Here is a 26,571-nt window from a genome sequence, read left to right as displayed (position 1 = left end):
ATAGAACGTGCTCCAAAATATTTGAAGGGCCGTTGGTAAACATCCGGGCCTTTAAGAGCCGGCCCCTTTACGGCGAATCGGGTGAGCAAACCCGCGGTATGGAAAGATGGTGCTCCGGCGCCAGCTCGACCTTGCAGACCTTCTGAAGGTCGTGCCTTTCTCAACCTGGGCGCTGTTATCCCTCGTGAGTTTCACCTCGTCACGTCGGGCAGGATGCGGGCATGTGTTTGCGGAGTATGTGCTGTTCGTGGAAAGCCTTTGGGACACTTTTCTTGCGTGGCCTGCATGGGTGCAGGCGTTGGCGGCCACCATTTTTACCTGGCTCATGACGGCTTTTGGGGCTTCCGCGGTGTTTTGGCGGCGCTCCTTTCCTCGAAAGTTCCTGGACGCCATGCTGGGTTTTGCTGGAGGCGTCATGATCGCTGCCAGCTACTGGTCTCTTTTGGAGCCGGCGTTGAAACTTTCGGAAAAGGCAGCCCTGCCCTGGATACCCGCTGCGGTGGGTTTTCTTGCGGGTGGCCTTTTTCTGAGGGCTATCGATGCCGTGCTTCCTCATGTGCATCTGGGATTTCCGAGGACCGAAGCCGAGGGTTTGCCGACACGATGGCGTCGCAGCCTTTTGTTGGTTTTGGCCATCACGATTCATAACATTCCAGAAGGCCTGGCCGTGGACGTGGCTTTCGGCGCCGCGTCCACGCACATTCCGGAAGCGGCCGTCTCGAGTGCCATCGCTTTGGCGCTGGGTATCGGGCTGCAGAATCTGCCGGAAGGAACGGCGGTTGCCATTCCCCTTCGTCGTGAAGGTCTCGGGCCCTGGAAGAGTTTTTGGTACGGGCAATTGTCCGGGGCGGTGGAACCAGCGGCAGCGGTGATTGGAGCCGCCACGGCGGCCACATCCCTGACGGTGCTTCCCTACGCCTTGAGCTTTGCTGCAGGGGCCATGATCTATGTGGTGGTGGAAGAGGTGATTCCGGAAGCGCAAAGGGGTGGCCACACGGATGTGGTTACCATGGCGTGTTTGGTGGGTTTCGTGGCTATGATGATCCTGGATGTGGCTTTGGGATAACGGAGGAGATGCCGAGGTGAAGAAAGGACGACGCCTTTTTTTGTGCATCGTGCTCGGCGCTCTGTTTTTCGGCCAAGGACTGCCGGGCCGGCTTGACGCCGCGCCGCACAGTGCTGACACTCAAGAATGCTTGTCATGTCACGTGCAAGCCACGCCGGGCATTGTTTCCGACTGGCAACGTAGCCGCCATGCCCAGGTGACGCCTGGTGAAGCCATGGCTGTGGAGGCGCTTTCCCGCAAGGTGAGTACCCCGGATGTGCCTCAGGCTGTGAGAGGCCACAGTGTGGGGTGTGCCGAATGCCATACCCTACGCGCCGAAGCGCACAAAGACACTGTCGAGCACAACGGCTATAAAATGTACGTGGTGGTGAGCCCCGAAGACTGCCGCACCTGCCATCAGGAAGAAGCTGTACAGTTTCAGCGCAACCTCATGGCCCATGCCCATGACATTCTCATGAAAAACCCCCTGTACGGGCAACTCATTCATGCCGTGAACGGCCTTCAAGCTTATCAGGAAACGTCCCTTCAAACCCTGCCTTCCATGGCCCACACCAACGAGGACGCGTGCCTGAGTTGTCACGGGACGGATGTTCACGTGCAGGGCACTGTTTCCAAGGACACAGACTTCGGCACCATGGATTTTGCCGTGCTCTCCGGCTGGCCCAATGTGGGTGTCGGTCGCTTGAACCCCGATGGATCCAAAGGTTCGTGCGCGTCGTGCCATGTGCGCCACAGTTTCTCCATGGAGGTGGCTCGAAAGCCGGAAACGTGCAGCCAGTGCCACAAAGGACCGGATGTTCCCGCCTACAAGGTTTACAGTGTGAGTAAGCACGGCAATCTTTACGGCGCCCTCAAAGGAGAATGGAACTTTTCCCATGTGCCATGGGTGGTGGGCAAGGATCTGAACGCGCCGACCTGTGCCACGTGCCATGTGAGTTTGCTGGTGGATGAGGCTAAGAATGTGGTGGCCAGACGTTCTCATGCCATGAACGATCGGCTTCCCTGGCGCATTTTCGGCCTCGTCTATGCCCATCCCCATCCTCGAGAGCCTCAGGTGTATACCATCAAAAATGCCGAAGGCCTGCCTTTGCCTACAGAACTGAACGGCTCCTGGGTGTCCGCCGCTCTCATCGATGCGAACGAACAGCGGTCACGGCGTACCACCATGCAGGCGGTGTGTCTGGCCTGTCATGGAACCCAGTGGACTCAAGGGCACTGGGAACGTTTTGAAAAAACCATTGAAGAAACCAACCGCATGACCAAAACAGCCACGGACATCATGATGCAGGCGTGGAAAGAACAGCGCGCCGAAGGGCTTCCGGGCAATCCTTTTGACGAACCATTGGAAAAGAGATGGGTGGAACAATGGTTTTTTTTCGCCAATTCCATTCGCTTTTCATCGGCCATGATGGGTGCGGATTACAGTGTGTTTGACAACGGGCGCTGGTACCAATCCAAAGGGCTTCGGGAGATGGAGTGGCTCCATCGGACTTTGTCGCCCACCTCGACGAAGAGGTGAATTCATGAGACGACTCAAAACGTTTTCTACGCTTTTCTTTGTTTCCGTACTTCTGGGGACGTGTGTGGCTGGGTGGGTCCATGCCGCATCGGGCATGCCCGATATGGGCGGCACCTTTCCTTCCATCACACTGGAAGCGCCGAAGGACGCCGCCATGCGCGCCTATCTCGGTATCGGCGAAGCCCAAACCTTTACCGTGAACCAGGTGGATGCCGATGTGGTGGTGGTGGAAATCTTCAGTATGTATTGCCCATACTGTCAAAGGGAAGCGCCCGTGGTGAACGCCTTTTACGAGCTGGCTCAGAAAAAAAATCGGCCGGGCAAGACCTTAAAGATTCTTGGCATCGGGGCGGGCAACACGGCCTTTGAAGTGGATGTTTTTGGCAAGAAATACAAGGTGCCTTTTCCTCTGATCCCCGATGGAGACTACGTCGTGCACAAGACGCTGGGACAGGTGCGCACTCCCTATTTCATCGTTCTTCAAAGAGGGCCCAACGGCAAGCGCACCGTTGTGTGTTCTCAGGCGGGAAGTTTTGGATCGCCCGAAGATTTTTACCGCCGGCTCATGGGGCCTTGAAAACCTAGGGGAAAGCGAACTCAGCCCGGGGAGCCCAAACGCGGCTGGGAATGCCTTTTGTCGAATCGGCATACGGGAACCGATCCCTTCCCCGCCAATCGGCTGAGCGGACGCTTGATATCACTAGGACGCGCTCCCGCGCGTCCGGGGACTGTGCGCAGCCCGAGGACGCGGTCCCTCTGTTGGCACATGCGGCCCGCGGGAACGTCAGCGGAAGGCATTCCAGGATATTCTTCCAAAAGTGTATGAAGGGTCAGCGTCGAAGAAAACCTGCTAAAATGGAGAAGACCATGAAGCCTACTCGAGGCTTGTATTGGCTGGAAAGCGTTGCCCTAGCAACGGCGGTCCTAATTGTGGCCTTTGCCGTGCCCGCTCATGGCCTTTCCGAGGCCTTTCAAGGCAAAATCTACACGCCGGGGCCTTTGAAGCCCGTGGATTCCAAGCTTACAGTGCGTGTGGGCGATGTGGCGCCGGACTTCACGCTGCCTTCCATTTCGGGCGAGAAAGTGCGCTTGTCGCAATTTCGTCGACGAAGCCATGTGGTGCTTTCCTTTGTTCCTGCGGCTTGGACGCCGGTTTGTTCCGATCAATGGCCGGGCTACAATATCGCCAAAGAGCTTTTTGAAGCGCTTGACGCCGTGGTTTTGGGCATTAGTGTGGACAATCTTTCCACGCTTTTTGCCTGGACGCAGGAGATGGGCGGGGTGCGGTTTCCGGTCCTTTCGGATTTTTGGCCCCATGGAGAGGTGGCGTCCCGGTACGGCGTCTTGCGCTCCGATGGGGTTTCGGAACGGGCCATCTTCATCATCGACAAGGAAGGTGTCATCCGTTACATCGATGTTCATGACATCAACGAAAGGCCTTCTCTGGAAGGCATTCTGAAGAAACTGGAAAAGCTCAAAAAACCGTGACTAGCACGTGGAAAAACCCCTCGTTTCCAAGCGGCGGGCGCCACGCTATATGGACGCCCGGTGTTGGGGACGGGCTACGGCGCGTCCGCCTAGGTATTCGAAGCCAGGAGGCGGTCCCGTCAAGAAAGCGCGCGGGCGGACGCGGATTCCGGGGGACCCGCCGCCCCCTTAAACATGCTCGAATAAGGGCGCAAGGACGCGTGCCCTTCATTGGAACATGCGGCCCATACGCCCGCGAACGGAGCAAAGGAGTGACCACTTATGGAGAAAAAGACCGTGCTGTGTGCCTTTCGAGGGGAAGTTATGTGCTTTGTGCACGTGCTGCTCAATGCTTTGGATTTTGCCGAGCGAGGTTACGAGACGGCCGTGGTGGTGGAGGGGGAGGCCGTGAAAGTGATTCCCGAAATCGCCGCCCCCGATCACGCCATCCATGGGTTGTACATGAAAGTCAAGAACGCGGGGTTAATCGACGGTGTGTGCCGAGCCTGCTCCGTCAAATTCGGTGTTCTCGGCGCCGTGGAAAAGGAGGGCTTAAAGGTGCTCGCGGACATGCAAGGTCACGCGAGTTTGGCAAGGTATGTGGATCAGGGTTTTCAGGTCATCGCATTCTAACGGAGAAGAAACCAGAATGACGAAAAAGGGATCCATGGTGTGCGGACAGATTCCGTGGAGCGCCTGTGGCGATGTGAGACGGTCTGGCTCGAAAGAGCTGAGAAGCAACTATATGGGCCCGAAAGATGAAATGGAAATTCTTTGCACCGCCTGTGGAACCAGAAAAAAGCAAAGCGGTCATTGGGAAGGATGTTCAGGAACGCAATTGAGCGGAAAGGAGCCCGACTATGCCCAAAGCTCTCGTGCTTTATGCCACACGGACGAACCAAACAAAAGGCATCGGAGAACTCATTGCGGAAGGGTTGCGCGAGGCCGGCGTGGACGTGACGGTCCTGGCCTTGCAGGAATTTGAAAAAGCCCAGGAGAGCCCCGAGGCCTACGATGCCCTTATTTTGGGATCGGCCACGTACCACGGAGAAATGATGCAGCCCATGAAGACGTTTCTTTTCAAATTGGACCAATACGACTTGAAGGGAAAGGTCGGAGGCGCTTTCGGCGCTTTTGGGTGGAGCGGAGAGGCGCCGGGGCGGATCTTTGAAACGATGAAAAACATCTACCAGATGGATATGGTGAGCGGACCGTTGAAGGTCAAGTCCAGTGCCATGAGTGGCGCTGTGGAAAGGGCGAAACGATACGGACAGGAAATCGCTCAAAAACTTCGCGGCAACTCATGACCGCAGGGACGCCCCAGTCCCTTAATGATTCGTAGAGAAGAGGATCTCCAATGCCGGCCGATGAGCTTTGGCGAGAGCGCTGTGTGGGGGGGGTTGTGTCCGGACCGACCTTTTGTTTGCCCATGCTTTTGTAGGGACGACCTTAGCAGTGTCTGTAAACGTTTGAACTGACAGGAACCGGTCCCTTCGAGGCAAATTGGGTGGACGTGCCCGTGGTATCGAAGGGCTGGCCTTATGGCTGTCTACGATCTTTCGGACCGCGAGAATGAGGTCGATTCGAGGGAAACTGAATGAGCCGATAAGCGTACTGAAAGAGCCTATCCCTCCAAGACGGAATGAGTGAGTAAAACCCTGCCATCGGCGGGATGTTCTGCGCGTCCGGGAGCAGGCCGAAGACGAAGAAAGCGGTTCCTCGCTATGGACGTGCGGGGTCTTCAGGAACGCCTTGAGCAGCCTTTTCAGACGAGCTGCCAGCCGTGAGAGGGGTCGTCCCTGAAGGAAAGGTGAGGCATAAGCCAATGAACTGTTGACATGAAAGGAAAAACTTATGACGACGCCGAGGCATTGTCCGGGATTTGAACAGTTTAAGGATCCGCGTTCTTTTGTATGCAAGTGCGATGGGGGCGGTGCCGAAAAGGAAATCTTTTCCGACGAATTCGACAAGAAGCATGTGTGTGCCCAATGCGGACAGGTCATCGATTTTACGAAGTACACTGTGGATGCGGGCGGCCAAGACGAGACGCCTCGATAAGGATTTTGCATGCCCAATAAGCTGGCCGGGGAAAAGAGCCCCTATCTGCTGCAGCACGCCGACAACCCTGTGGACTGGTATCCATGGAGCGAAGAGGCTTTTGCCAAAGCCCGGCGTGAAGACAAACCTGTTTTTTTGAGCATCGGCTATGCCACGTGCCACTGGTGCCACGTGATGGCCCATGAATCCTTTGAAGACCCCGAGGTGGCCCGTTACCTCAACGAGCACTTTGTGGCGGTCAAAGTGGATCGCGAAGAACGTCCGGACATCGACGGGGTCTACATGCGCGTGTGCCAGGTGATCGCGGGGCATGGCGGGTGGCCCTTGTCGGTGTTCTTGACGCCGGAGAAGGTGCCCCTTTTCGCCGGCACCTACTTTCCCAAGTCGGCGCGCTTGGGCATGCCCGGATTCCTGGATCTGTTGCGGGAAGTGCATCGGCTATGGCGCGACGGACGGCCCAAGCTGATGGCCACGGGGGACAAGATTCTGCAAGTGCTGCAGCAGGCTTCGCAGGGTCCGGAATCCTTTTTGGAGGAAAGTGATCTGGACCGGGGCTTCGGCCAGCTTCGAGCAGCCTTTGACCCGCGGTGGGGCGGCTTTGGGGACGCCCCCAAATTTCCCACACCCCATCAGTTGACTTTTTTGCTGCGATACCATGCCCGCACGGGAAATCCGGCGGCTCTCGGCATGGTGGAAGAGACCCTCATGGCCATGCGCCAAGGCGGCCTTTTCGATCAGTTGGGCTACGGGTTTCACCGGTATTCCGTGGATGCGCGATGGCTCGTGCCCCACTTCGAAAAGATGCTCTACGACCAGGCTCTTTTGGCCATGGCCTATTTGGAAACCTATCAGGTGACGGGCAAGGCTTTTTACGCTCAGGTGGCCCGGGAAATCTTCACCTATGTTTTACGGGACATGACCGACGCGGACGGAGGATTTTATTCCGCGGAAGATGCCGACACCGAGGGCGAAGAAGGGCTGTTTTACACCTGGACACCGGAAGAAATCGCCGCCGTGCTTCCGGAAGATCAGGCTCGGTGGGCGTGCGAATATTTCGGCGTCACAACCAAAGGCAATTTTGAGAAGGGACGCAGCGTTTTGCATGTGGCGGAAATGGCGCAAACGCTCGCTTCACAGGCTGGCCTGAGCGTGCCCGCCTTTGTGGACCTTATAGACAATGCGCGGGCTGCACTTTTTATGCACCGCAAGACTCGGCCCGCGCCGCTCAAGGACGACAAGATTCTTACAGCGTGGAATGGTTTGATGGCCGCTGCTTTGGCCCTGGGGTTTCGAGTGCTCGGGGAGGCACAGTACCTGAGCGCGGCGACTAAGGCGGTGCATTTCGTCTGGAACACGCTTCGAGACCCTCAGGGCCGCCTGTACCGCCGGTATCGCCACGGCCATGTGGCCCATCGAGGCTATCTGGACGACTATGCTTTTCTGGCTTGGGCCTTGCTGGAGCTCTACGAGGCTTCTTTGGACGTGGAATTTTTACAAAAGGCCGTGGAGGTGCACGAGGCCATGCTGGACCTGTTCTGGAATCCGGAAAGCGGCGGTCTGGATTACACGGCCAAGGATGCGGAGAAGCTCATCATCAAGGAACGAGAGGTCTACGACGGCGCCCTGCCTTCGGGCAATTCCACAGCGCTCAATACTCTTGGGTGCCTTGCCCAAATCACCGGTGATGTGCGCTGGGAAAAGGCAGCCGACGGTATTGTGCGTGCCTTTGCGCATGAAGTGAAAAAATACCCTCGCGCCTATACCCATTTTCTCAACGGCTGGGATCGCCTCTTGGGTCCAGGATGCGAGGTGGTGCTGGTGGGAACGGGCTCGAACCTGGAAAAGGAGGCCATGGTGCAATGCGTGCGGCAGGGCTTTCGGCCTCGAACAGTTCTTGTGGTCAAACCCTTGGACGAGGCTCGGCGCGCCGTCATCGAAAAGCTGGCCCCCTTTGTGGCCTCCATGCACCCTGTGGAAGGTCGGGCCGCGGCCTATGTGTGCCGAGCCAGACAGTGTGCGGCACCGACCACCGACGTGGAACAATTGCGCACCCTCTTGAACGAGGCTTGTTGAAGACGTGAGGTGGGAAACGAGAGAGGAGCGAACAAGGTTTCGAGGAGAAAGGTCATGAGCGGCAATCAAGCGGTGATCAAGGTGTTCGAATACGCGTTGAATCAGGAAGAGACGGGAAAAAAGGTTTTTCCAAACGGCGCTGCAGCGCCTCGGCATCGGGGCGGCCGTCAGTGCCTTTAAGAGGCTGATCGCGGAAGAAGACAAACACATCGCTTTCATCAGCCGCATTTTGGACGAACTGCATCGAGGCAAGGAAGTGGATCCCGGGCAACTTCAGGATCTGGTGCTGGAACCCACGGATTACTTTGATGAAAGGGCCAAGAAAGAGTTCATGGAACAGTGCCTGCACGGGTCCACGGTTCCCGATGTGACGGTGTTCAATACGGCATGGCTGATCGAAAAGGACCTGAGCGAGTTTTATGCCGCCATGGCCTCAAAGGCTCAGGGCAAGGTCAAAGACGCCCTGTCCATGCTGTCCCGATGGGAAAGGCAACATGAAATGTTTTTCCGGCAATTTCGAGACAAGCTCAGTGAGGCCTATGCGCAGATGCCGTGGGGAGGCTGAGATCTTAGGCAATCGGTTCCAGGTATAAGGAGGGTGGTCGTGGGCGGCGGCGTTTCGTATCATGAACGGACGGCGTACCAGCGCGGCGCCTTGGGTGGAGGTTTTCTGGACTGGAGGGCCCGTCCGCAGGTGTTTAAGACGTATCGCGGACTTTTTGAGGTGCCTTTGCCTTGGGGTTTCACGGGCTCATCCAAGCCTTTTTTTCAGGTGCTCTTTGAGCAACTTCCTGACGAAACGCGCGGGCTTGACCTTGAAACTCTGAGCCGCGTTTTCCGACTCAGTTACGGCATCACGGCCCAAAGCGGTACAGGCTCCGACGCTTTTTATTTTCGATCCGTGCCTTCGGCGGGAGCGCTTTATCCCTGTGAACTTTACGCGGCCGTTCAGGGGGTGCAGGACCTGGACGACGGCCTTTACCATTATGATCCGGGTCAAAACCGCCTGGTGCGATTGCGTGCCGGGTCTTTTCTGGCTTCGAAAACCTCGCCGACGGCCGCCTTTTTCGTCACCACGCTGTTCTTTCGAAGTGCCTGGAAATACCGGGACCGTGCGTATCGGTACTGCCTGCTGGACGCCGGGCATCTCGTGGAAAACGTCCAATTGGTCCTTCGATCGGAAGGTCTCAAGGCCTGTGTCTGTGACCGCTTCAACGACGCCGGTCTCAATGCCTTTCTCGGCGTGGATGCCGAAAGAGAAGCCTGTGTGGCCGTTTTGGTTTGGGAATCTTCGGGGAAGGACACGGCGGAGACCGTGAGCGTTTCTCGAGAATTTTCGCTGCGTGACGATGCCCCGCAATGGGACCCGGTACAGCCTGAAGCGTGCCGCCTGAGTCCATGGGATGCGGTGCCGCGAACCATTGTGGAGGCCCATCGAGAGACGGCGCTTGGGACAGTCTCAAGGGGCGCTGGGGATTGGGGGACACGCAAGGAGGCGAAGGCTCCGGACCGTGAAAAGGAGGTTATGAAAATTCCTCGTCCCATGGCGCTTCCCCAAGGGCTTTCTTTTGCGGAATGCGTGAGGCGCCGCCGCTCTCATCGCAACTTTGTCTCGGCCCGCGTGTCCGTTGACGTCTGGCAGACCTTGTGGCACAGCCTGCGGCTGCACGGCGCTTTGTGCCCTTCCATCCAGGTGCTTATGGCGTGCGGTGAAGCCGAGGGACTGCCCGCGGGCGTTTATGCCTGGCATGCCGACGAGGAAGCGGCACAGGTGATGACCAAAGAAGATGTGCGTAGGGCGTCAGCACGCGCGTGCCTGGATCAGGAATGGCTGAAACATGCTTTGTTTCATGTGTTTTTTTGTGTTTCATGGAAGAACGTCCTCGAAGCCTGTGGGCCTCGAGGTTACCGATCCGCCCTGCTGGATGCCGGTCGTCTGGGGCAGCGGGTGTATTTGGCATCCACGGCTCTAGGGCTGGGGTGCTGTGGCATCGGCGCGTACTATGACGAAGAGCTGCGCAGCCTTTTTCATCTGGGATCGAGCCGCGACGTGGTTTATCTCACAGCGTCGGGGCGTGTCAAAAAACTGAGGAGTTGACCGGACGTGGATCGTTTTGAATATTCGGTGACGCGACATCCAGCGGAGGCGTTCCGCGAAACCGCCTATTTTTGCACGGATCATGGGGACTGCAGCCTGGAAGATGTGCCTGTGGATCAGGCGGCCGTTTTGGAAGATCTCTTGAACGCACGTGGCCGGCAGGGGTGGGAACTGGTACAGGTCATTTTTGGAAGAAACGGCCTGTTGGCTTTTTGGAAACGACGCGTTGCGGATGATGCCGTGTCGTGATCGGAGGCGTTCAAAGAAACGGCCTTCGTGTGGTTTGGGGAAGTCAGGGACGCACGCACCCGATTTGGCAGGGAAGGACCGGGTCCTCGCGGTCCGCACCTTTCGCGGACGGCCAGTAGGCCGCCCCTTCGGTGGGGGCCCACCCCTCGGTGCAGCTCGGAGGGACCGGCTTCTGCCGGACCGCGCATTTTCCAGCCGTGCAGAAATGTTTCTCGACGGGGGAATGAAACGAGAAAAAAGGGGATGAGCATGACGGAGACCCTGCACATCAAAGGCATGTCCTGTGGCCATTGCGTCAAAGCGGTGGAAAAGGCTTTGAAAGAGATTCCAGGGATTCACCACGTTCAGGTGGATTTGGCTACGGGTACCGCGACGGTGGAAACCGCCAGTGCTTTGGATAGGGAAACGGTCCGCCGAAAAATCGAAAAAGCGGGTTATGAACTCGTCTGAAAATGTTCCCATGAAGCCCACCCAGAGCACGAGGGACAACGAGTCCGTTCGGCGTGCCGGAGCCACGACGATTGTTTCCATTGGGGGCATGAGCTGTGCCGCTTGTGTGCGGCGTGTGGAAAATGTGCTTCGGGATCTTCCAGGTGTCACCGACGTGGCGGTGAATCTGGCCACGGGCAAAGCCGTCCTTCTGCACGAAGAGGGAACCCTCGACCCCAAGACCCTCGATCGGGTTCTGTCGGAGGCGGGGTATGAGTCTTTGGGCGTTGTGGAGGAAGGGTGGCGGGAAGATCCTCTGGAGGCGCGCCGTCGCCGGGAAACGGCGGATTTGAAGCGGCGAGTGGTGGTGGGCTGCCTCCTTTCCGCCCTGGTCATGATCCTTTCCATGGGAACGCATCTGCCCGGTGTGGATCGCATTCCGCCCGGAATGCTTCATGGGCTTCTCATCCTTTTGACAACGCCGGCTGTCTTTTGGGTAGGCAGCCGATTCTTTGGAGGGGCGTGGAAGGCCCTGCGCCAAAAGACTTCTGATATGAACACGCTCGTGGCCGTAGGAGCCCTGTCCGCCTATGGGTATTCTGTGGCCGCCGTCGTGGCACCTTCTTTTTTTGATCGGACAGGCCGGCATCCTCACTTGTACTTCGATGGGGCGGCCATGATCGTGGCCCTGGTGCTTCTCGGGCGGTTTCTGGAAGCGCGGGCCCGCGGAAAAACCTCCCTGGCCATTCAAAGGCTGGTGGAACTGAGACCCGCCACGGCCTGCGTGCTGCGCAACGGGGTCGAAAAGGTGGTGCCCGTGGAAGCGGTGCAATCGGAAGACCTGCTTCGCGTTCGGCCCGGAGAACGCCTTCCTGTGGACGGTGACGTGGTGGAGGGCACCTCCACGGTGGATGAGTCCATGCTCACCGGAGAAAGCCTTCCCGTGGACAAGACGCGGGGAGATCGGGTGTTTGCCGGCACAGTGAACGGATTTGGAACTCTGGTGGTGCGGGCGGCGCGCGTGGGGGCCGACACGTCTCTCGCCCGGATTATACGGCTGGTGGAAGAAGCCCAGGGGTCCAAAGCACCCATTCAAAGGTTGGCCGATCGCGTGGCGGCCGTCTTTGTGCCCGTGGTCATGGCCATCGCTGTGGTCACCTTTGTGGTGTGGGCTTTTGTGGTGCCGGGACTGGATTGGGGCCGAGCCGTTCTCAATTTCGTCTCGGTGCTCATCATCGCCTGCCCATGTGCCATGGGGCTGGCCACGCCGACGGCCGTCATGGTGGGCACGGGTTTGGGGGCGGAAGCGGGCATTTTGATCAAGGGCGGCGAAGTATTGGAAAAGGCCCACAAAGTCGATACGGTGTTTTTCGACAAAACGGGCACGCTCACCTTGGGCCGTCCTGTGGTGACGGACGTGTCGGCGGTCCTGGGGGTCAATCCTCAAGACGTGCTTCAGCTGGCTGCATCTTTGGAAGCGGCTTCCGAGCATCCTCTAGGGCGAGCCATCGTGGAGCACGCCCGCGCCGAAGGACTGCCGTTGCGCGAGGTCCAGGGCTTTGAGGCCCTTTCAGGACTTGGGGCCAAAGGCGACGTAGGCGGGGTTGCCGTCATGGTGGGCAATCGACGCTTGTTCACGGAGTGGAACGTGGATGTCCAGGCTCTGGAAACGTCCGCAAAAACCTGGGTAGAACAAGGCAAGACGGTGGTCTATGTGGCTCGGGACACCAAGGCCGTGGGCCTCGTGGGTTTACGCGATAACCCCAGAGTCCATGCTCGAGAGGCCGTGGAGGCGCTCAAGGATTTGGGTGTGCGCGTGGGCTTGATCACGGGAGACAACGCCGCAACGGCTCGTGCGGTGGCTGCCCTTGTGGGTATCGATGATGTGGTCGCCGAAGTGCTTCCAGAACACAAAGCGGACGCTGTGCGTGAGGCGCAACGGCACGGTCATGTGACAGCCATGGTCGGGGACGGCATCAACGATGCCCCGGCCTTAGCCGCTGCCGATGTGGGGGTGGCCATGGGCAGTGGAACCGATGTGGCGGTGGAAGCCGGCGACATTGCCCTCATGCGTCCCGATCTGCGCCTGGTGGCCGAAGCGATGGTCCTGTCGCGTTTGACCCTGAGAACCATCCGCCAGAATCTGTTTTGGGCATTCTTTTACAATTGCGCCGGCATTCCCATAGCGGCCGGTGTGCTCTATCCGGTTTTTGGCCTCATGTTGAACCCCATGGTGGCCGCGGCGGCCATGGCCTTCAGTTCGGTGTCCGTGGTGAGCAATGCTTTGCGCTTGCGGCGCGTATGGCAAAAACACCGCCTAAGCGTTGCAACGCCGGGTAAATGAATTATGTTTGTAAGGTGATCGATGTGGTGCCGTATATGAAGCGTGTTATGCAGGAGAAGCTGTCACTCATTGAGAACTATGCCAAGAGAGGAGGATCCTATGGCCCGTTACGTGTGTCAAATCTGTGGTTATGTTTATGACCCCCAAAAAGGTGATCCCGACAACGGTGTGGCTCCGGGCACTCCGTTTGAGAAACTTCCCGACGATTGGACCTGCCCTGTGTGCGGCGCCGCAAAGAGCGACTTTGCTCCAGAGTAACCGACCTCTGAGGGCCTCGTAAGGAGAAAGTTCATGATTTTTGGATTCAATGCGGCAGAGGTTTTTCAAATCGCCGTGGAAATCGAAGAAAATGGTAGAGCCTTTTATGAAAAGGCGATGGCCAAGATCGAGGATGGCGAAGTGCGGGCCATCTTTAAAGACTTGGCCCAGCAGGAAGTGGAACACAAAAGAAAATTTCAGGAACTCAAGGCGCAGTTGCCAACCGAAGCGGCTCAATCGACGGTGTATGACCCCAACAACGAATCGGCCCTTTACCTTAAGATGATGGCCGACGGGCACGTGTTTCGCACGAGTGAAAGCGTGGACACCCAGATCGCCAAGGTCCAGGACGCCGTGGACGCTTTGCGCCTGGCCATGGAGTTTGAAAAAGATTCCGTGATCTTTTTCCTGAGTATGCAGGATGCTACAGAGGAAGAAAAAGGCCGCCGGTTCATCGGCTTGCTGGTCAAGGAAGAACAGGAACATCTGCGGCGCTTGGCGCTGCAATTGAAAAAAATGACCCATTAGGCACGCGCCCGAGAAAGGGGGGCGAGGATCTCGTGCCTGAATCGTCGATTTCCGTCCCCCTCGTTGCAAAGAGACGGCCTCCTGGCCGTCCGCGGAATTAACGGACCGGCAGCAGCCGGTCCATTCAAATGACGCGGATCGCGTGGACGCCGTCCCTTCGAGAGTTCCCAACGCAGGGCGGGAACAAAGCGCGGCCCGCGAGCGTGATGCACTCTGGGATGCGCATCCAGAATGAGCCCAGGGTGGTACCGGGTTCTCACGTCGGACGTTGAGGCGTGAAGATGGCGGCGCGGTCAAGCAACCGGATTCGAAAAGGGATCCGGTTTTTTTATGGACCAGTGCGGTGAGAATTTTTTCCATGCCCATTGCCTGATAGATCTGGACAAGGAGCCCTGTGAAAAATGCGTCGGCCTGTGGTGGATTTGAGCGACTGTGTGGACTGTGAAGGATGTGTGAGTGTGTGCCCTCAGGTGTTTGTGCGCAACGAAACGGGTTACATTGAGGTGCAGGAATGTGCAGTGTATCCCGAGGCCTTGGTTGAGGAAGCCATCATGATGTGCCCGTCCCATTGCATTTTTTGGGAGGACGATGAGGAGACGACCTCATGACTGGACAACAGGCCTCAAGGCGTGTGGACAAAAAGCACATACGAAGCCTTTTGGCGTCCCCTGATTTTTTAAAAAATCTCGACGTCTGGCGAGCCTTTGCCCCTCGCCAGGCCATCAATCCGCTCCTGTCCTTTTTGTGCTCCACGGAGGAGGGGCTTCGATGGCACGCCGTCACGGCCGCGGGCATCGTCACGGCGACCTTGGCGGAAGCCGACCTGGAATCGGCCCGCGTTATTGTTCGCCGTTTTTTATGGCACCTCAACGACGAATCGGGTGGGATCGGCTGGGGTATTCCGGAAGCCATGGGAGAAGCTCTGGCCCGCAGCCCTGCCTTGGCGCACGAATACGGTCGGCTCGTGTTGTCCTTTGTGAGGGAAGACGAAAACTACCTGGAGCACGAACCTCTGCTCACAGGGGCTCTGTGGGCTTTGGCGCGTCTTGTCCAAGCCCACCCGAAACTTCTTCCGGAGAGTCGTCACGACCTGATCCGTTACAGCGGGCATCCTCAGGCCCTGTTTCGAGCTCTGGCCCTGTGGGGGTTGGGTGCCGTGGGCGATTGCTCATGCCTTCCCGTCGTGAAGGCCCTCACTGGAGATGCGAGCTCCGTGCGGCTGTATCGACTGGAAACCTTGGAGAACACCACCGTGGCGCGAGTGGCTCAGGAAGCCCTTTCGGCCATCGCCCTTCGAGAAAACCTCACGAATTTTCCAGCGGCAGGCGAATGATAAAGGTCGTGCCTCGACCTTCTTCGGTTTCAAACAGCAATTCCCCCCTGTGTTTTTCCACCACCACGTGATGGGAGATGGCCAAGCCTTGGCCGGTGCCTTTGCCCACTTCCTTGGTGGTGAAAAAGGGGTCGAAGATTCGATGCCGAATTTTTTCGGGAATACCGGTGCCCGTGTCCGAAAAGCGAATTTCACACCAATCGTCCACCAGCCGCGTGGCCACCGTGATGGTGCCCTTGGTGTCGGGTTGATGCTGCACGGCGTCTCTGACGGTGGGCGGCGTTGACCAAGATGTTGAGAAACACCTGGTTCATTTCGCCGGGAATGCACGGGACCAGCGGAAGGTTCGGGTCCAGGTCGGTGACCAGATCCGCCACGTACTTCCACTCGTTTCGCGCCACGGTCACCGTGTTTTCCAAGGCTCGGTTGATATCCGTCGGGGTCTTTTCTTCGTGGCCGGAGTGGGAAAATTCTTTCATGGCCAAAACAATCTTGGCGACCCGCTGGACGCCTTCCAGGCTCTGTTCAATGGCGCGTGGGATTTCAGTGGAGAGATAATCCAAATCGACGGCCTCCGCAGCCTCTTTCACTGCACGCACCGCATCGGCCAAGGCGTCCACTTGGCCAGCGCACCGCAGCAGTGCCTGATATTTTTCCTGTAACATGGAAAGGTCCGCAAAGGCGTCAGCCAGGAACCTATGTTGTCACCGATAAACTGCACGGGCGTGTTGATTTCGTGGGCGATGCCGGCGGCCAATTGGCCGATGGATTCCAACTTTTGGGCCTGGGCCAATTGGGCTTCCAGGAGCTTTCTCTGCGTAATTTCGGCGCCCATGATGAGCAGCCCCAGGTTTTCTCCATGATCCAAGCGAATGGGGTTGATGGTGAAGCCGAGAAAGCCGGGCTGGCCGTCCGGGCGCGTGAATCGAAGATCGTCCACGCCCTGTCTCTTCTCCCTTCGTCGACAGGAGGCCATGGCTGAGGCCAGCCGCTCCCATTGCCATTCAATGGGGAGTTCGTTCAATTTTTTGCCCAGCACCTGTGCCTCGGGCAATCCGAAAACCGTTTCGGCCACAGTGTTCCAGCGCGTGATGTGCCCTTGAGGATCCAGCCCGATGAGCAGGGAAGAAATGGCCGACACGAATTGTTCCAGCTCCTGGTGGGCCTTGCGGACTTCCTGCTCGGCTTTTTTGAGGGCGGTGATGTCGTGGGATACGGTAATGCTCCCGGCCATGGACCCGCCGCGATCATAGAGAGGGGCGCTCGTAATGTGGAAATAGCTTTCAAGGTGCTCATTGTAAACTTCCCGCTCCAAAGGAAAGTTCAGAGACTCGGCGTCTTCCCATGGATATTTGGGACATTTTTCCGGCCGTCCATAAAGCACTTCGTAGCAATAGCGCCGACAATGTCCTCGCGAGGCATTCCCAGCCGGTGAGCAAAGGCCGCATTGACCTTGAGAATGCGCAAATCCTTGTCCGACACGTCGATAAGGGCCGGAACGGCATCAAAGGTGCGTTCCCACTCTTCCTTGGCTCGCTGCAAGGCTTCTCGAGCCTTCTTGCGCTCGGTGATGTCAAAAATCACTCCGGAGACGTGATCTAACGTTCAGTCGGGCATCAACACCACGCGGCCTCGATCCTCAATCCACCGAATTCGACCATGCGCATCCACGATACGGTATTGTCGAATGAAGGCGCCATTCCGTGGGATGGCTTCCTGGATGGCTTGAGACAGGATGGGAAGATCTTCCGGCACAATGCATTCGTTCCAACGTTTTTGGCCTGAAAGAAAGACTTCTGAATCATAGCCCGTGACCTCTCGAATCTGTTCCGAAACAAACACCAGCGACCAATCTTTTTAACCCGTGGAGACGACACAGGGAAGGTTCTTGACCAGGGCGGCGTAGTCTTCCTGGTAACGATGGAGTTCCTGAGTTTTTTGCTCCATGAGCCGCTCGAGGTCTTCGCGGTACCTGCGGTTGGCGATCTCCAGTTCCCGGCGTCGCAGCGCACATTCCACGGAGATACGCAAGGCAAAGATGTCGAAGGGTTTGATCACGTAGCCGTAGACGCCGATGTCCAAAGCCTTTTGGGCGACGGCCGGATCATCCAGAACCGATAGGATGAGCGTGGCCATGTCCGGATACGCCTCGGTCACATGGGCGATGAAATCGAGCCCGTTTTCACCGGGCATATTCACATCCGCAATGACCAGTTCGAAACTCTGTGTCTTCAAGAGATCCCGGGCCGCAGCGGCGTCAAGGGCACTCACACACTCATGACCGAAGTGCGCGAGCGCACTGGAAACCAAGTGGCGAATGGCGGTCTCGTCGTCCACAAGGAGAATGCGTGCCATAAATTTTATCCTCCGCGCATTTGTCCACCGCAGCCATCACAAGCCGCGCCCCATGCATTTTCCCAATCGGCAGGATTCAAGTTCGACTTGCGACCTTCCGATAAGCGACGTGAATGGTCCAGATTCTGCTTAGTTCTCTTGTGATGGTCAGGACTTGAGGTCATCAAATGAAGAAAAGGAAACGATGCATGCATCCTTCGAAGTACGTGATTTTTGCCGTTGACGGGCAATGGTGTGCGGTGCCTCTGGCTTCTGTGCACCGCCTTCTTCGAGCGGCGGCCGTAACCCCGGTGCCTGACGGCCCTGACGGACTTTTGGGGGTGCTGGACCTTCACGGCGACCTGCTTCCCATCCTTGACCTCAAAAGGGCTCTGCAATATCCCGCCAAAGCTCTCCGGGCCCCCGAGCGTTTCCTCATTGTGCTCAACAGCTCTGGACTTGTTGGTATTCGAGCCGATGAGGTGTGCCGTATCGGATCTTTGCATGTGGGCCGCAACGGCATCTATGAACTCATGTTCCACAGAAGTGCCGGGCCCTTTTGTCAAGTGGCCAAGTGCGAAGAGAAAACAATATTCGTGGTGAACACGGATTACCTTGGCCGGCACGGGTAGCCTCCAAGGGCGCCGCGCCACCGACCATGTGCTTCGTGGTTTGCCGCGCACAGTCAAGAACACTTGGTGGGCATGGAACAACTGGTGCTGACGGTGCAAAATATTCGAGAAGCCAGCAGCCAGAACACGGAAGCGGCATCCTAGTTGGAAGCGGCTGTTCGGGGGCTTGAGAGGCTGAGTCGCACCCTGAGCGAGATTTGCTCGCGTATGTGCGTGTGATTCGGAGTCGCCCAGAATTTTTTTGTCCGCTCTTCAAAAGGCATGGCCAGAGGAGAAGACCATGGGTCAGGAGCCGGCGCGGCACGCCGCCACGGTCCCGCCCACCTTTCCTTCGCCTTCTTCCCAACCCAACACCCCGGAGGTGACACAGGAAGATCGCGGGCTGAGGTTCACGCCGTCGGCGGGTCAAATGGTTCGCGTGAACGTACGGCGCGTGGATGTGTTCCTCAAGAGAGCTGAGGAACTCATCTCTGCAAAATTGGCCATGGCCGAATACCTGCGAAACCTGAAGGACCTCAAGTGTCGCCACGACTGGCTGAAAAGAGCTTGCTCGGTCGAATTTAAGGAATTCAAGTGACTCAAGACCATGGCCACCCATACCGGCGCGGCATGGTTCCTGTCTCCCTAAAGAACCTTAAGGCGCTGTGCCGTTTCATCGAAGACATTCAAAGTTCCCTGTACGGCCTCAGTGAAGAGGTGGTCCGCGCGATGGCGTCGGCGCAAAAGACGGCCCGCACCCTGGCTACCCTGGTGGATGAGCTCATGGAGGGGGCCTAGGACGTGCTGCTCCAACTGTTCTCCTGAGTGCTTCGAGGATTGCATGGTTCGGGAGATCGCGGAACAGTTGGGCAAGGAGGCCAGTTTGGTCATCCAAGGGCACGGGGATGCCCGTTGTCAAGGAAAGAGTGGAGGCGTTGGGGAGCGTCTCCGTGTGGAAACCCAAAAAGGGCGTGGTACCCGCATTATTCTGGATCTGCCGGTGTCTCTGGCCACCTTTCGCGGCGTGCTCATCAAAGCCGCCCAAAGAAAGCGCTCCGTGCTTGTGGCCGAAGATTCGGTCACTTCCAGGACACTGCTCAAGAACATTCTGGACGCCGCCGGCTACGCGGTGTCCACAGCTGTGGACGGACGGGAGGCTCTGGCCTTGCTCAGGGAGCAGGCCCTTGACGTGGTGGCTTCCGACGTGGAAATGCCGCGCATGAACGGTTTTGAACTCACGCGCACCATGCGGCAGGAAGAAAAACTCAGACATGTGCCGGTGGTGCTCGTCACCAGCCTGGATTCGAGGGAACACCGAGAACAGGATCTGGAAGCCGGCGCGGATGCCTATATTGTCAAAAGCGCCTTTGATCAAAGCACCCTTCTGGACGTGCTGGTGCGTTTTACGGGTTAGAACGGTCGCCTTCAAGCCGATGCACCCTTAGGACAAGGGGGAACATGTCACGGCACTGGGTTAGGGAGACCTAAAGAATATCATTGCCGCCTCATTGGGGCCGGAGAGACACCACGGCGGAACCGAAACGCGTGCTCATTGTGGACGACTCCATGACCTTTCGGGAGTACCTTCGCTATCTTCTGGAAAAGGAAGCGGATTTTCAAGTGGTGGATTTCACCGTGGACGGAGAAGATGCTGTTCAAAAGGCTCTGGCCTTGAAACCCGACCTCTCCAGGCTACGTCTATGTGATGCTGCTGACGGCTAAAGACGCCCTGGACGATATTGTGGCGGGTCTCGAAGCGGGTGCCGACGATTATCTGATCAAGCCCGTGCATTCCGCGGAACTGGCGGCGCGGTTGAAAACCGCGCAGCGCATTCTCAACCTGGAAGCCACACTCAAAAAACGCAAGGAAGAGGTAGAACGCCTGTCCGTCACCGATCTCCTGACAGGGGTGTATAATCGGCGCTATCTCAGCGAACAGCTGCCTAAACTTTTGCATGCAAGTCACCGGCAGGGACGGCCTCTGTCCCTGGTCATCTCGGACATTGACCATTTCAAGAAAATCAATGACATCTACGGCCATCAAACAGGCGATGCCGTGCTGCAGTATTTCGCCGCGCTGATGCAGCGTTCGCTGCGCACTGGTCTGGACTGGATTGCCCGTTTCGGTGGGAAAGAGTTTATCGTGGTCCTTCCGGAAACGGCCATCGATCAGGCGGCCGTAGCGGCCGACCGGCCGGGGTTTTTGACGGCGCACAGCACCGTGGAAATTCCCAAGGGGCCGGTGCGTTTCGCCGCCAGTTTCCGGGTGGCAGGTGTGCCGGCACACCTGGCCGACAAAGTGAGCCTGGAAGCGCCGGTGGCCGCCGCCGATGCGGCCCTCTATCGTGCCAAGGGAAACGGCCGAAACCGCACCGAAGTGCATCAAGGCGACTTTCCAGTCAAGATGTGATCCATGATCCGATCGATGCATGCCTCGACAAAAGCTTCCCGCTCCGGTATTCCTTGAGCGTCCTCTAGAGAAAAGGATAAACTGGTGGAACTGTGAACGGAAAGCAGTTCCAGGCCTGTCTCCAAAGCGTTGCGCACCCAAAGCCGAAAGGCTTGAAGAGCCGTGGCCTTTCGGCTGCGTAGATCTTCCAGCGTGACGGGCACGTTTAGACCGGCCCACAAAAGGTCTTCGCGAATGGCGGCGATGAGGTCGGCATCCAGCCGAGGCCGCCGCATGGGGATGCAGTGGGCCACAATGTTTACATAGAGCTGAAAGGGATCGCCGCCGGCCTGCTCTGGATGACACACCAGGCACCATGCGGTGTTGTGGGGATAGGAGGCGTTTTCGGCAAACCGGTTTTCTTTGGCGAGCTTTTGAAAATGCCGAAGGGTGGCTTCAAGGGCTTGAGGATCGGGTTTTTCCATCATGAGATCTTCCTTGCTTGAAAAACGTCATGGCACAGCGGCCTTTAAAGGTGACACCGTCCGTGATGAGATGACGCCGCGGTATGTTCAGGCTTTGCGCTCAGGAGCTCTGCAGGCCATGGCGGCGGCTCTGAAGGAGCGGCTTCGCGCCTGCGATCTCTGCCCGCGCCGCTGCGGCGTGGACCGCTTGTCCGGCACACTGGGTTTTTGCCGCACCGACGGCCGTCTCAAGATAGCGGCCGTCAGCGTGCACCCATGGGAAGAACCACCCATTGCAGGCACCCGCGGCTCGGGGACCATCTTTTTTTCGGGTTGCACGCTCCATTGCCTTTATTGCCAGAATTATCCCATCAGTCAGATGGGCGTGGGCCGCGTGATGACCCCCGAGACTTTGGCCGAAAAAATGCTTCGGCTGCAGCGGCGCGGCGTGCACAACATCAATCTTGTGACCGCGACCCATCAAATTCCACAATTTCTTGAGGCTCTTATCATTGCGGCCCGACGGGGTTTGCGCCTTCCCATTGTGTACAATTCCAGCGGTTACGAAAGGGTTTCCTTGATTCGCCAACTGGCGGACGTCGTGGACATTTATTTGCCGGACATCAAATTCGCCTCTGCGGACGTGGCGGCCTGGTGTTGCGGCCGCGCCGACTACGTGGTGCAGAATCGGCGGGCCCTTTTGGCCATGTGGCGGCAGGTGGGGCCTCTGCGCTGCAACCGGGAAGGGGTGGCGGTGCGCGGCCTTTTGGTTCGCCATCTGGTGTTGCCCGAAGATTTGTCGGGCACGGCCCGATGCTTGGCTTTTCTGCGGCGGGCTTTGGGAAAAGGGGTGTGGGTGAGCCTGATGGATCAGTACTTTCCCGCGCACAAAGCCTTGAAAAAGCCTCCATTGGATCGCAAACCCACCCCGAAAGAAATCCAGGCCGCTGTGGACGCCGCCTGGCGCTTGGGTCTACGCCGTGGCTTCACCCAGGAAACCTGCCCATGCAATGAGCCTGCCCCGGGTATAGAAGGAACGGGCTTCGGCGTGTCCGCCATTGGATCCCCCGGTGAGAACGCCCCGCGAACCTGCAGGAGCCGGTCCCTTCGATCGGCGCTACTGAGATAACCGCTCGGCCAGATTGGACGCGAGAAGCCGGCACTGCGCCAGATCCTGGGGCGTCCCCGCCCCTTTGACGTCCACCACCGGTTCCACCACCTCCAAGGACAACCTGTGGGCGAAATCTTCTAGAGCCTTTCGAGCCCCGCCGGCCCAGGCGTAACTGGTCACGAAACCCACAAGGCGATGCTTGAGGAGCTTGTTTTCCAGAAAGGCCAACAAAGCCTCCATGGGAGGAAACAGTCCCGTGTTGTAAGTGGGGCACGCGAGAATCAGCCCCTTGCGCGGCCAAATATCGGCGATCACCTCGGAGGCATGCGTGCGGGCCACATCGTGCACCAAGGGCCGAAAGCCATGTTCAGTAAGCCCCCGGGTGACGGCTTCCGCAAGTCGATAGGTGTTTCCATACATGGAGCCGTAGGCCACCACCACCGCCGGATCGCATTCTTGAGCGCTCCAGCGCCCGTAGAGACGCACAGGCATCGACGGATCCCGGCGCCAGACGGTGCCGTGGGTAGGAGCCACGACCGTAAAGGGCACCTGCCGCAGTTTGTCGATGGCTTTAAGGACCATCTGGCCGTAACGGGCGACGATGTTGGTGAAGTAGCGAAGCATTTCCTTGTGCATCTTTTCCAGGTTCACTTCGTCGTCAAAAAGGCCTTCGTCCACGGCGCCAAAACCGCCAAAGGCATCGCCGGAAAAAAGGACCCCCGTAGCCCCATCATAGGTCATCATGGTTTCGGGCCAATGGACCATGGGCGTGAGATGAAACTGCAGTTTGTGGGTTCCCAAGTCCAGAAGGTCCCCGTCCTGCACTTGGCGGCACGACGAGGACGAACCGTAAAAGGCTTCCAACATGCCCAGAGTCTTGTTGTTGCCGATGATGGTCATGCCGGGAAAGACGGACCGAAGAACCTCAAGGGCTCCTGTGTGATCCGGTTCCATGTGGTTGATGATCAGGTAGTCGACGGACCGGCCCGGGGGCAGGACCTCGCGGATTTTGCGCAGATGCTCGGGAAGGAAATGGCCTTTGACCGCATCGATGAGAGCGATCTTTTCACCCACCACCAGGTAGGCGTTATAAGAGACGCCATAAGGCAAGGGCCATAGGGCTTCAAAAAGGTCGGTTTCATGGTCGTTGACGCCGACCCAAAAGGTGTCTGAGGCAACCCTGGGCAATTTGGTCATGGAGCGCTCCTTTCGGTTGAAGGAAAACTCTTTCTTCATTGCGTCCTCTTATCATAGGCGGCCGTGCATAAGAAGGGCGGGATGGGCTGAGAAAAAAGCTTTTCACAGCCACAGGGAAGCCGACACAAAAATCGGCGTGGTCAAAGCGGTGAAAACCGAGAGCCATCGTCGCGCCAGGTGGCTCGAAGGAACCGGCTTCCAGCGGCCCCGCATGAACGGAAGGTAGGAGGCCGTGCCTTCAAAAGCCGGAGACCGGAAGGTCTCGGTCACCACAAAGAAGAGCCGTTAAGTCCGGAACCCGAAACTTTCTTGGAGCTGAATGCCGGAGGCGCTCTGAGGGTTTTGTTCTCTGAGGTTTGAAAAACCGAGAACCGTTTATCTAATGCGTGCGAACTTGCCGAAGACACAAAGAGTGTTTAGCTTAGCGCGGCAAAATGCCGATAACATCGTTGAAGCGGCACTTCCCGCTCTCGAATTCAAGGCTGGAAAGGAAGCTCCCATGCGTCTCATCACCTGTCTCCTTGGCATCATGATGCTCATGACCAGTCAAGCGTCCGGCGGCTATGCCATGCAAACCGCAACGGAATTGTTCCACAAGGCCCAAAACGATCCCCTGATGTACCGGCGCGCCGCCCTATACACGGAAGCCCTGGCTCGAGATGACGCCCCAGTGGAAGCCCTTAGAGAACGGGGGACCATTTACTACTATCAAGGCAAGTTGCCGGAAGCCGAGGCCGATCTGACGGCTTATCTGGAAAAGGGAGGAGGGGACATTCGGGCTTTGCTCTTTCGCGCCCTCATTGCCATCAAAGGCCGGCAATGGGAAAGGGCTTTGGCCGATCTTCATCAAGCGGCTGCCTGGGATCCTCATCGCAGCGACGTTCTGAGTCATCGCGCCGAGGTTTCTACGAATTGGGACAAGTTGCTGAGGCGGAGAGGGATGTGGGGCACGTGCTGCGCCTACACGACGATGCCTTGGCCATGGCGCGAGCCCTAAGAGTGCGCGCCCGCATCGAGCTCGACCGCGGCAACGAACTTTTGGCGCGGGAGGCGTATCGGCAGGCGGCAACTTTGGATCCGAGTATGGGATTTATTCACACCTGGGGCGATGTCCTGAGCCCGGAACAGACCCGAAAGATCGGCTTCGTGGGCCTCATTGTGCTTCCGGCCTTGCTCATCTTTCGCATTTCAGTGCCCAAGCCCAAACGGCCGACTTCCAAGCGCTGACGCCCGTTGGCGGTGCGTTTTTGCGAAAGTCGTCAAAGGCGCCGAAGGGGCCGCGTCTTCAAGCTTGATTTTACCTTCCGAAAGAGCATCTTCTCACGGTTCACCATGCGGCAAGACCGGCCGTAGGGGAACCATTTCTTGTGAAGGGATGGCTTTCTGACAGTCCGTCGCTTGCTCGCGTAAAGGGACAGCGTGCTGCAGGTGGGCGGCTTTGCGGACACGCCGAAGTGCGTTCCTTTGAGGGAGGAATGGGGCATAAAATCGGCGGGACCGGCTCCTGCCGGTCCGTGGTCTTATGGGCTGAAGGGCAAGATCATTGCGGATGCGGAAGGTAGGGCGAATGCGCAGAAGCGCATTGCTTCAAGGTTCAAAGCGGCGTCTTGAAGTGTCTTCTCAGCCTGTCCGGCCGCTGACCAGTTTCCAGCTTGCCCGACAATGGTTCGGCTGGGTCCCTTCGACAAGGCGCCGGCAGGACACAAGGAATCGCGGCCCAGGACCCGTTCCACCACCTGCTGTCTCACTTGAGTTTTCGGTATCCGGTCTTCGGCAAATAACGCATCTGTCAAATGAGAGTTGCTTCCACATTGTTAAAAAGGTTACTTCTGTTTTCGGTTCTGTGCTTCAGCGAACACCGGCTTCGAAAAAGGTGGACGGTCTAAAGACGGTCGAAGCAGGAGAGGAAAGCTGTGGCAGATCAGTATTTGAACGCGGAATCCAGGCTTTTTCACGAGATCTTTCAGCACGTGTCCACAGGTATTGCCGTCTAAGAGGCCGTGGATGAAGGGAAAGATTTCGTCTTCAAGGACATTAATCCCGCTGGGACATCCATCGGCAAGATGCCTCGAGAGGCCTACATCGGTCGGCGCCTCACCGAAGTGTATCCCGGCGTGCGGGAGACGGGGTTGCTGGAGGTTCTTCAAAGGGTCTGGAAAACAGGCGTTCCCGAAAAATTTGCCGTCACGCGTTACCGGGACGAGCGCATTGAGTTGTGGGTGGAAAATTACGTAACGCGTTTGCCTTCCGGGGAAAATCTTACCGTCTTTGAAGATCTGACCGCGCGAAAACAAACCGAGGCTGAAAAGGCGCAACTGCTGAAACAAATCCATCGCGTCCAAAAGATGGAAGCCCTGGCGGCTCTGGCCGCTGGCATAGCACATGACTTCAACAACTTATTGATGCCCATTTTGGGCTATGCCCAGATGGGTGCGCGTCGAAGCGCTTCAGAAGAACCCCATCATCGGTATTTCATGAGGATTTTGGACGCTTCCCGCCGAGCCAAAGATCTAGTGGGCCAGATTCTGCTTTTGAGCCGAGACAACCCGTCCGCAGAAAAGGGTGCGGATCTTGTGCCTATCCTGAAGGAATGCGTCAAGCTGCTTCGAGCCGGCGTGCCCGAATTCTTGGAAATTTCTTACGAAAAACTGCCGCAGACGGCCCCGGTTCCAGCGGATCCTGTGGAGCTTCATCAGATTGTGATGAATTTGGGGGTGAACGCTTATCAGGCGGTCGGCAAAAAGAGCGGATGGGTCCGTTTTCAGCTGGAATGCCCCTGTGAGACGGCGCATTTTTTAAGAAAAGTTTCAGACGCGCCAACGCCTTGGGTTCGTCTGTCGGTGTTGGACAGCGGGCCTGGGGTTTCGCCCGAGGTTCGAGAAAAGATCTTCGAACCCTATTTTTCGACCAAAAAACCGGAAGAAGGCACAGGCCTCGGTCTTTTTATCGTCTCCGGCGTCGTGCAACGTTTGGGCGGCGCCGTATGGGTGGAGGATGCGCCGCAGGGAGGGGCTGCTTTTCATGTGCTTCTGCCCATGGCACC

At 57.6% G+C, this 26,571-nt stretch carries 36 protein-coding genes; 28 read left to right on the top strand and 8 right to left on the bottom strand.

Features of this window, described 5'->3' with window-relative positions:
- The first annotated feature begins 247 nt into the window (after positions 1-247).
- The 18 genes from ACUVSA_RS13150 (at position 248) to ACUVSA_RS13065 (ending at position 15,422) form a co-directional block, all read left to right on the top strand.
- Complete coding sequence (locus tag ACUVSA_RS13150) at positions 248-1,066, top strand: ZIP family metal transporter (RefSeq protein WP_445895179.1); 819 nt, start codon at positions 248-250, stop codon at positions 1,064-1,066.
- Positions 1,067-1,082: 16 nt separating this feature from the next.
- Positions 1,083-2,585, top strand: a complete 1,503-nt coding sequence (locus tag ACUVSA_RS13145; RefSeq protein ID WP_445895169.1) for a multiheme c-type cytochrome — start codon at positions 1,083-1,085, stop codon at positions 2,583-2,585.
- Positions 2,586-2,589: 4 nt separating this feature from the next.
- On the top strand, positions 2,590-3,162 hold the full coding sequence (locus tag ACUVSA_RS13140; protein WP_445895168.1) for a TlpA family protein disulfide reductase: 573 nt from the start codon (positions 2,590-2,592) through the stop codon (positions 3,160-3,162).
- A 290-nt stretch (positions 3,163-3,452) separates the two neighbouring features.
- The gene (locus tag ACUVSA_RS13135; protein ID WP_445895167.1) at positions 3,453-4,073 is read left to right on the top strand and encodes a peroxiredoxin; all 621 of its coding nucleotides are present in this window, start codon (positions 3,453-3,455) and stop codon (positions 4,071-4,073) included.
- Between the two features lie 261 nt (positions 4,074-4,334).
- Positions 4,335-4,685, top strand: a complete 351-nt coding sequence (locus ACUVSA_RS13130) for a cytoplasmic protein (RefSeq protein WP_445892091.1) — start codon at positions 4,335-4,337, stop codon at positions 4,683-4,685.
- Positions 4,686-4,912: 227 nt separating this feature from the next.
- Positions 4,913-5,359, top strand: coding sequence for a flavodoxin domain-containing protein (locus ACUVSA_RS13125; protein WP_445892090.1), 447 nt, complete (start codon positions 4,913-4,915; stop codon positions 5,357-5,359).
- A gap of 547 nt (positions 5,360-5,906) precedes the next feature.
- Positions 5,907-6,110 (top strand): hypothetical protein, encoded by a 204-nt coding sequence (locus ACUVSA_RS13120; RefSeq protein ID WP_445895166.1) that lies wholly within the window; start codon positions 5,907-5,909, stop codon positions 6,108-6,110.
- 9 nt (positions 6,111-6,119) lie between these two features.
- Entirely contained in the window at positions 6,120-8,183 is a 2,064-nt protein-coding gene (locus ACUVSA_RS13115; RefSeq protein ID WP_445895165.1) for a thioredoxin domain-containing protein, read from the top strand.
- Between the two features lie 54 nt (positions 8,184-8,237).
- Positions 8,238-8,363: a hypothetical protein gene (locus ACUVSA_RS13110; protein ID WP_445895164.1), complete on the top strand. Its 126-nt coding sequence runs from the start codon at positions 8,238-8,240 to the stop codon at positions 8,361-8,363.
- 49 nt (positions 8,364-8,412) lie between these two features.
- Positions 8,413-8,748: a hypothetical protein gene (locus tag ACUVSA_RS13105; RefSeq protein WP_445895163.1), complete on the top strand. Its 336-nt coding sequence runs from the start codon at positions 8,413-8,415 to the stop codon at positions 8,746-8,748.
- A gap of 39 nt (positions 8,749-8,787) precedes the next feature.
- Positions 8,788-10,281 (top strand): SagB/ThcOx family dehydrogenase, encoded by a 1,494-nt coding sequence (locus ACUVSA_RS13100; protein WP_445895162.1) that lies wholly within the window; start codon positions 8,788-8,790, stop codon positions 10,279-10,281.
- Between the two features lie 6 nt (positions 10,282-10,287).
- On the top strand, positions 10,288-10,530 hold the full coding sequence (locus ACUVSA_RS13095; RefSeq protein ID WP_445892085.1) for a hypothetical protein: 243 nt from the start codon (positions 10,288-10,290) through the stop codon (positions 10,528-10,530).
- Positions 10,531-10,779: 249 nt separating this feature from the next.
- Positions 10,780-10,980, top strand: a complete 201-nt coding sequence (locus tag ACUVSA_RS13090) for a heavy-metal-associated domain-containing protein (RefSeq protein WP_445892084.1) — start codon at positions 10,780-10,782, stop codon at positions 10,978-10,980.
- Positions 10,967-13,303, top strand: a complete 2,337-nt coding sequence (locus tag ACUVSA_RS13085) for a heavy metal translocating P-type ATPase (RefSeq protein WP_445895161.1) — start codon at positions 10,967-10,969, stop codon at positions 13,301-13,303. The genes ACUVSA_RS13090 and ACUVSA_RS13085 overlap by 14 nt, the downstream gene beginning before the upstream one ends.
- 99 nt (positions 13,304-13,402) lie before the next feature.
- Entirely contained in the window at positions 13,403-13,561 is a 159-nt protein-coding gene (gene rd, locus ACUVSA_RS13080; RefSeq protein ID WP_445892082.1) for a rubredoxin, read from the top strand.
- Positions 13,562-13,594: 33 nt separating this feature from the next.
- Positions 13,595-14,089, top strand: coding sequence for a ferritin-like domain-containing protein (locus tag ACUVSA_RS13075; RefSeq protein ID WP_445892081.1), 495 nt, complete (start codon positions 13,595-13,597; stop codon positions 14,087-14,089).
- 401 nt (positions 14,090-14,490) lie between these two features.
- The gene (locus tag ACUVSA_RS13070; RefSeq protein WP_445892080.1) at positions 14,491-14,697 is read left to right on the top strand and encodes a ferredoxin; all 207 of its coding nucleotides are present in this window, start codon (positions 14,491-14,493) and stop codon (positions 14,695-14,697) included.
- Positions 14,694-15,422, top strand: a complete 729-nt coding sequence (locus ACUVSA_RS13065; protein WP_445895160.1) for a DVU0298 family protein — start codon at positions 14,694-14,696, stop codon at positions 15,420-15,422. The genes ACUVSA_RS13070 and ACUVSA_RS13065 overlap by 4 nt, the downstream gene beginning before the upstream one ends.
- Here ACUVSA_RS13065 and ACUVSA_RS13060 read toward each other — a convergent pair.
- The 6 genes from ACUVSA_RS13060 to ACUVSA_RS13035 are packed head-to-tail and all read right to left on the bottom strand — an operon-like array spanning position 15,394 to position 17,777.
- The gene (locus tag ACUVSA_RS13060) at positions 15,394-15,630 is read right to left on the bottom strand and encodes a sensor histidine kinase (RefSeq protein ID WP_445895159.1); all 237 of its coding nucleotides are present in this window, start codon (positions 15,628-15,630) and stop codon (positions 15,394-15,396) included. The genes ACUVSA_RS13065 and ACUVSA_RS13060 overlap by 29 nt on opposite strands.
- Positions 15,614-16,042, bottom strand: coding sequence for a hypothetical protein (locus ACUVSA_RS13055; protein WP_445895158.1), 429 nt, complete (start codon positions 16,040-16,042; stop codon positions 15,614-15,616). Before ACUVSA_RS13055 ends, ACUVSA_RS13060 begins: the two co-directional genes overlap by 17 nt.
- A complete protein-coding gene (locus tag ACUVSA_RS13050) occupies positions 16,009-16,737 on the bottom strand; it encodes a PAS domain-containing protein (protein WP_445895157.1) in 729 nt (242 codons plus the stop codon). The genes ACUVSA_RS13055 and ACUVSA_RS13050 overlap by 34 nt, the downstream gene beginning before the upstream one ends.
- Positions 16,738-16,745: 8 nt before the next feature.
- Positions 16,746-17,006, bottom strand: coding sequence for a PAS domain-containing protein (locus ACUVSA_RS13045; protein ID WP_445895156.1), 261 nt, complete (start codon positions 17,004-17,006; stop codon positions 16,746-16,748).
- A 21-nt stretch (positions 17,007-17,027) separates the two neighbouring features.
- Entirely contained in the window at positions 17,028-17,264 is a 237-nt protein-coding gene (locus ACUVSA_RS13040; protein WP_445895155.1) for a PAS domain-containing protein, read from the bottom strand.
- A 15-nt stretch (positions 17,265-17,279) separates the two neighbouring features.
- Complete coding sequence (locus tag ACUVSA_RS13035) at positions 17,280-17,777, bottom strand: response regulator (RefSeq protein WP_445895154.1); 498 nt, start codon at positions 17,775-17,777, stop codon at positions 17,280-17,282.
- 188 nt (positions 17,778-17,965) lie between these two features.
- Here ACUVSA_RS13035 and ACUVSA_RS13030 point away from each other — a divergent pair, with 188 nt between their 5' ends.
- The 6 genes from ACUVSA_RS13030 to ACUVSA_RS13005 all read left to right on the top strand — a co-directional run bounded on the left by ACUVSA_RS13030 (position 17,966) and on the right by ACUVSA_RS13005 (position 20,777).
- Complete coding sequence (locus tag ACUVSA_RS13030) at positions 17,966-18,388, top strand: chemotaxis protein CheW (RefSeq protein WP_445895153.1); 423 nt, start codon at positions 17,966-17,968, stop codon at positions 18,386-18,388.
- A 280-nt stretch (positions 18,389-18,668) separates the two neighbouring features.
- Positions 18,669-18,965, top strand: coding sequence for a hypothetical protein (locus ACUVSA_RS13025; RefSeq protein ID WP_445895152.1), 297 nt, complete (start codon positions 18,669-18,671; stop codon positions 18,963-18,965).
- Positions 18,966-18,997: 32 nt separating this feature from the next.
- Positions 18,998-19,165 carry a hypothetical protein gene (locus ACUVSA_RS13020; RefSeq protein ID WP_445895151.1) on the top strand — a complete coding sequence of 56 codons (168 nt, stop codon included), beginning with the start codon at positions 18,998-19,000 and terminating at the stop codon, positions 19,163-19,165.
- Between the two features lie 43 nt (positions 19,166-19,208).
- Entirely contained in the window at positions 19,209-19,781 is a 573-nt protein-coding gene (locus tag ACUVSA_RS13015) for a response regulator (RefSeq protein ID WP_445895150.1), read from the top strand.
- Positions 19,782-19,912: 131 nt separating this feature from the next.
- Positions 19,913-20,089, top strand: a complete 177-nt coding sequence (locus ACUVSA_RS13010) for a hypothetical protein (protein WP_445895149.1) — start codon at positions 19,913-19,915, stop codon at positions 20,087-20,089.
- Entirely contained in the window at positions 20,073-20,777 is a 705-nt protein-coding gene (locus tag ACUVSA_RS13005; protein WP_445895178.1) for a diguanylate cyclase, read from the top strand. Before ACUVSA_RS13010 ends, ACUVSA_RS13005 begins: the two co-directional genes overlap by 17 nt.
- On the opposite strand, the gene ACUVSA_RS13000 is transcribed toward ACUVSA_RS13005, so the two are convergent.
- Complete coding sequence (locus ACUVSA_RS13000) at positions 20,750-21,244, bottom strand: hypothetical protein (protein ID WP_445892073.1); 495 nt, start codon at positions 21,242-21,244, stop codon at positions 20,750-20,752. The genes ACUVSA_RS13005 and ACUVSA_RS13000 overlap by 28 nt on opposite strands.
- Before the next feature lie 67 nt (positions 21,245-21,311).
- On the opposite strand from ACUVSA_RS13000, the gene ACUVSA_RS12995 reads away from it, so the two are divergent.
- The gene (locus ACUVSA_RS12995; RefSeq protein ID WP_445895148.1) at positions 21,312-22,349 is read left to right on the top strand and encodes a radical SAM protein; all 1,038 of its coding nucleotides are present in this window, start codon (positions 21,312-21,314) and stop codon (positions 22,347-22,349) included.
- On the opposite strand, the gene ACUVSA_RS12990 is transcribed toward ACUVSA_RS12995, so the two are convergent.
- Positions 22,338-23,528: an FprA family A-type flavoprotein gene (locus ACUVSA_RS12990; RefSeq protein WP_445895147.1), complete on the bottom strand. Its 1,191-nt coding sequence runs from the start codon at positions 23,526-23,528 to the stop codon at positions 22,338-22,340. The genes ACUVSA_RS12995 and ACUVSA_RS12990 overlap by 12 nt on opposite strands.
- Before the next feature lie 499 nt (positions 23,529-24,027).
- Between ACUVSA_RS12990 and ACUVSA_RS12985 the strand changes: the two genes are divergently transcribed.
- The 3 genes from ACUVSA_RS12985 to ACUVSA_RS12975 all read left to right on the top strand — a co-directional run.
- The gene (locus ACUVSA_RS12985) at positions 24,028-24,525 is read left to right on the top strand and encodes a tetratricopeptide repeat protein (RefSeq protein WP_445895146.1); all 498 of its coding nucleotides are present in this window, start codon (positions 24,028-24,030) and stop codon (positions 24,523-24,525) included.
- Entirely contained in the window at positions 24,510-24,755 is a 246-nt protein-coding gene (locus ACUVSA_RS12980; RefSeq protein WP_445895145.1) for a hypothetical protein, read from the top strand. The genes ACUVSA_RS12985 and ACUVSA_RS12980 overlap by 16 nt, the downstream gene beginning before the upstream one ends.
- A 773-nt stretch (positions 24,756-25,528) precedes the next feature.
- Positions 25,529-26,571, top strand: a 1,043-nt coding sequence (locus ACUVSA_RS12975; RefSeq protein WP_445895144.1) for a two-component system sensor histidine kinase NtrB, incomplete at its 3' end; no start/stop codon positions are given.

The sequence above is a fragment of the Desulfosoma sp. genome, assembly GCF_052743555.1.
The sequence above is the reverse complement of the archived record's forward strand: the minus strand, read 5'-3'. Positions and strand labels throughout refer to the sequence as shown.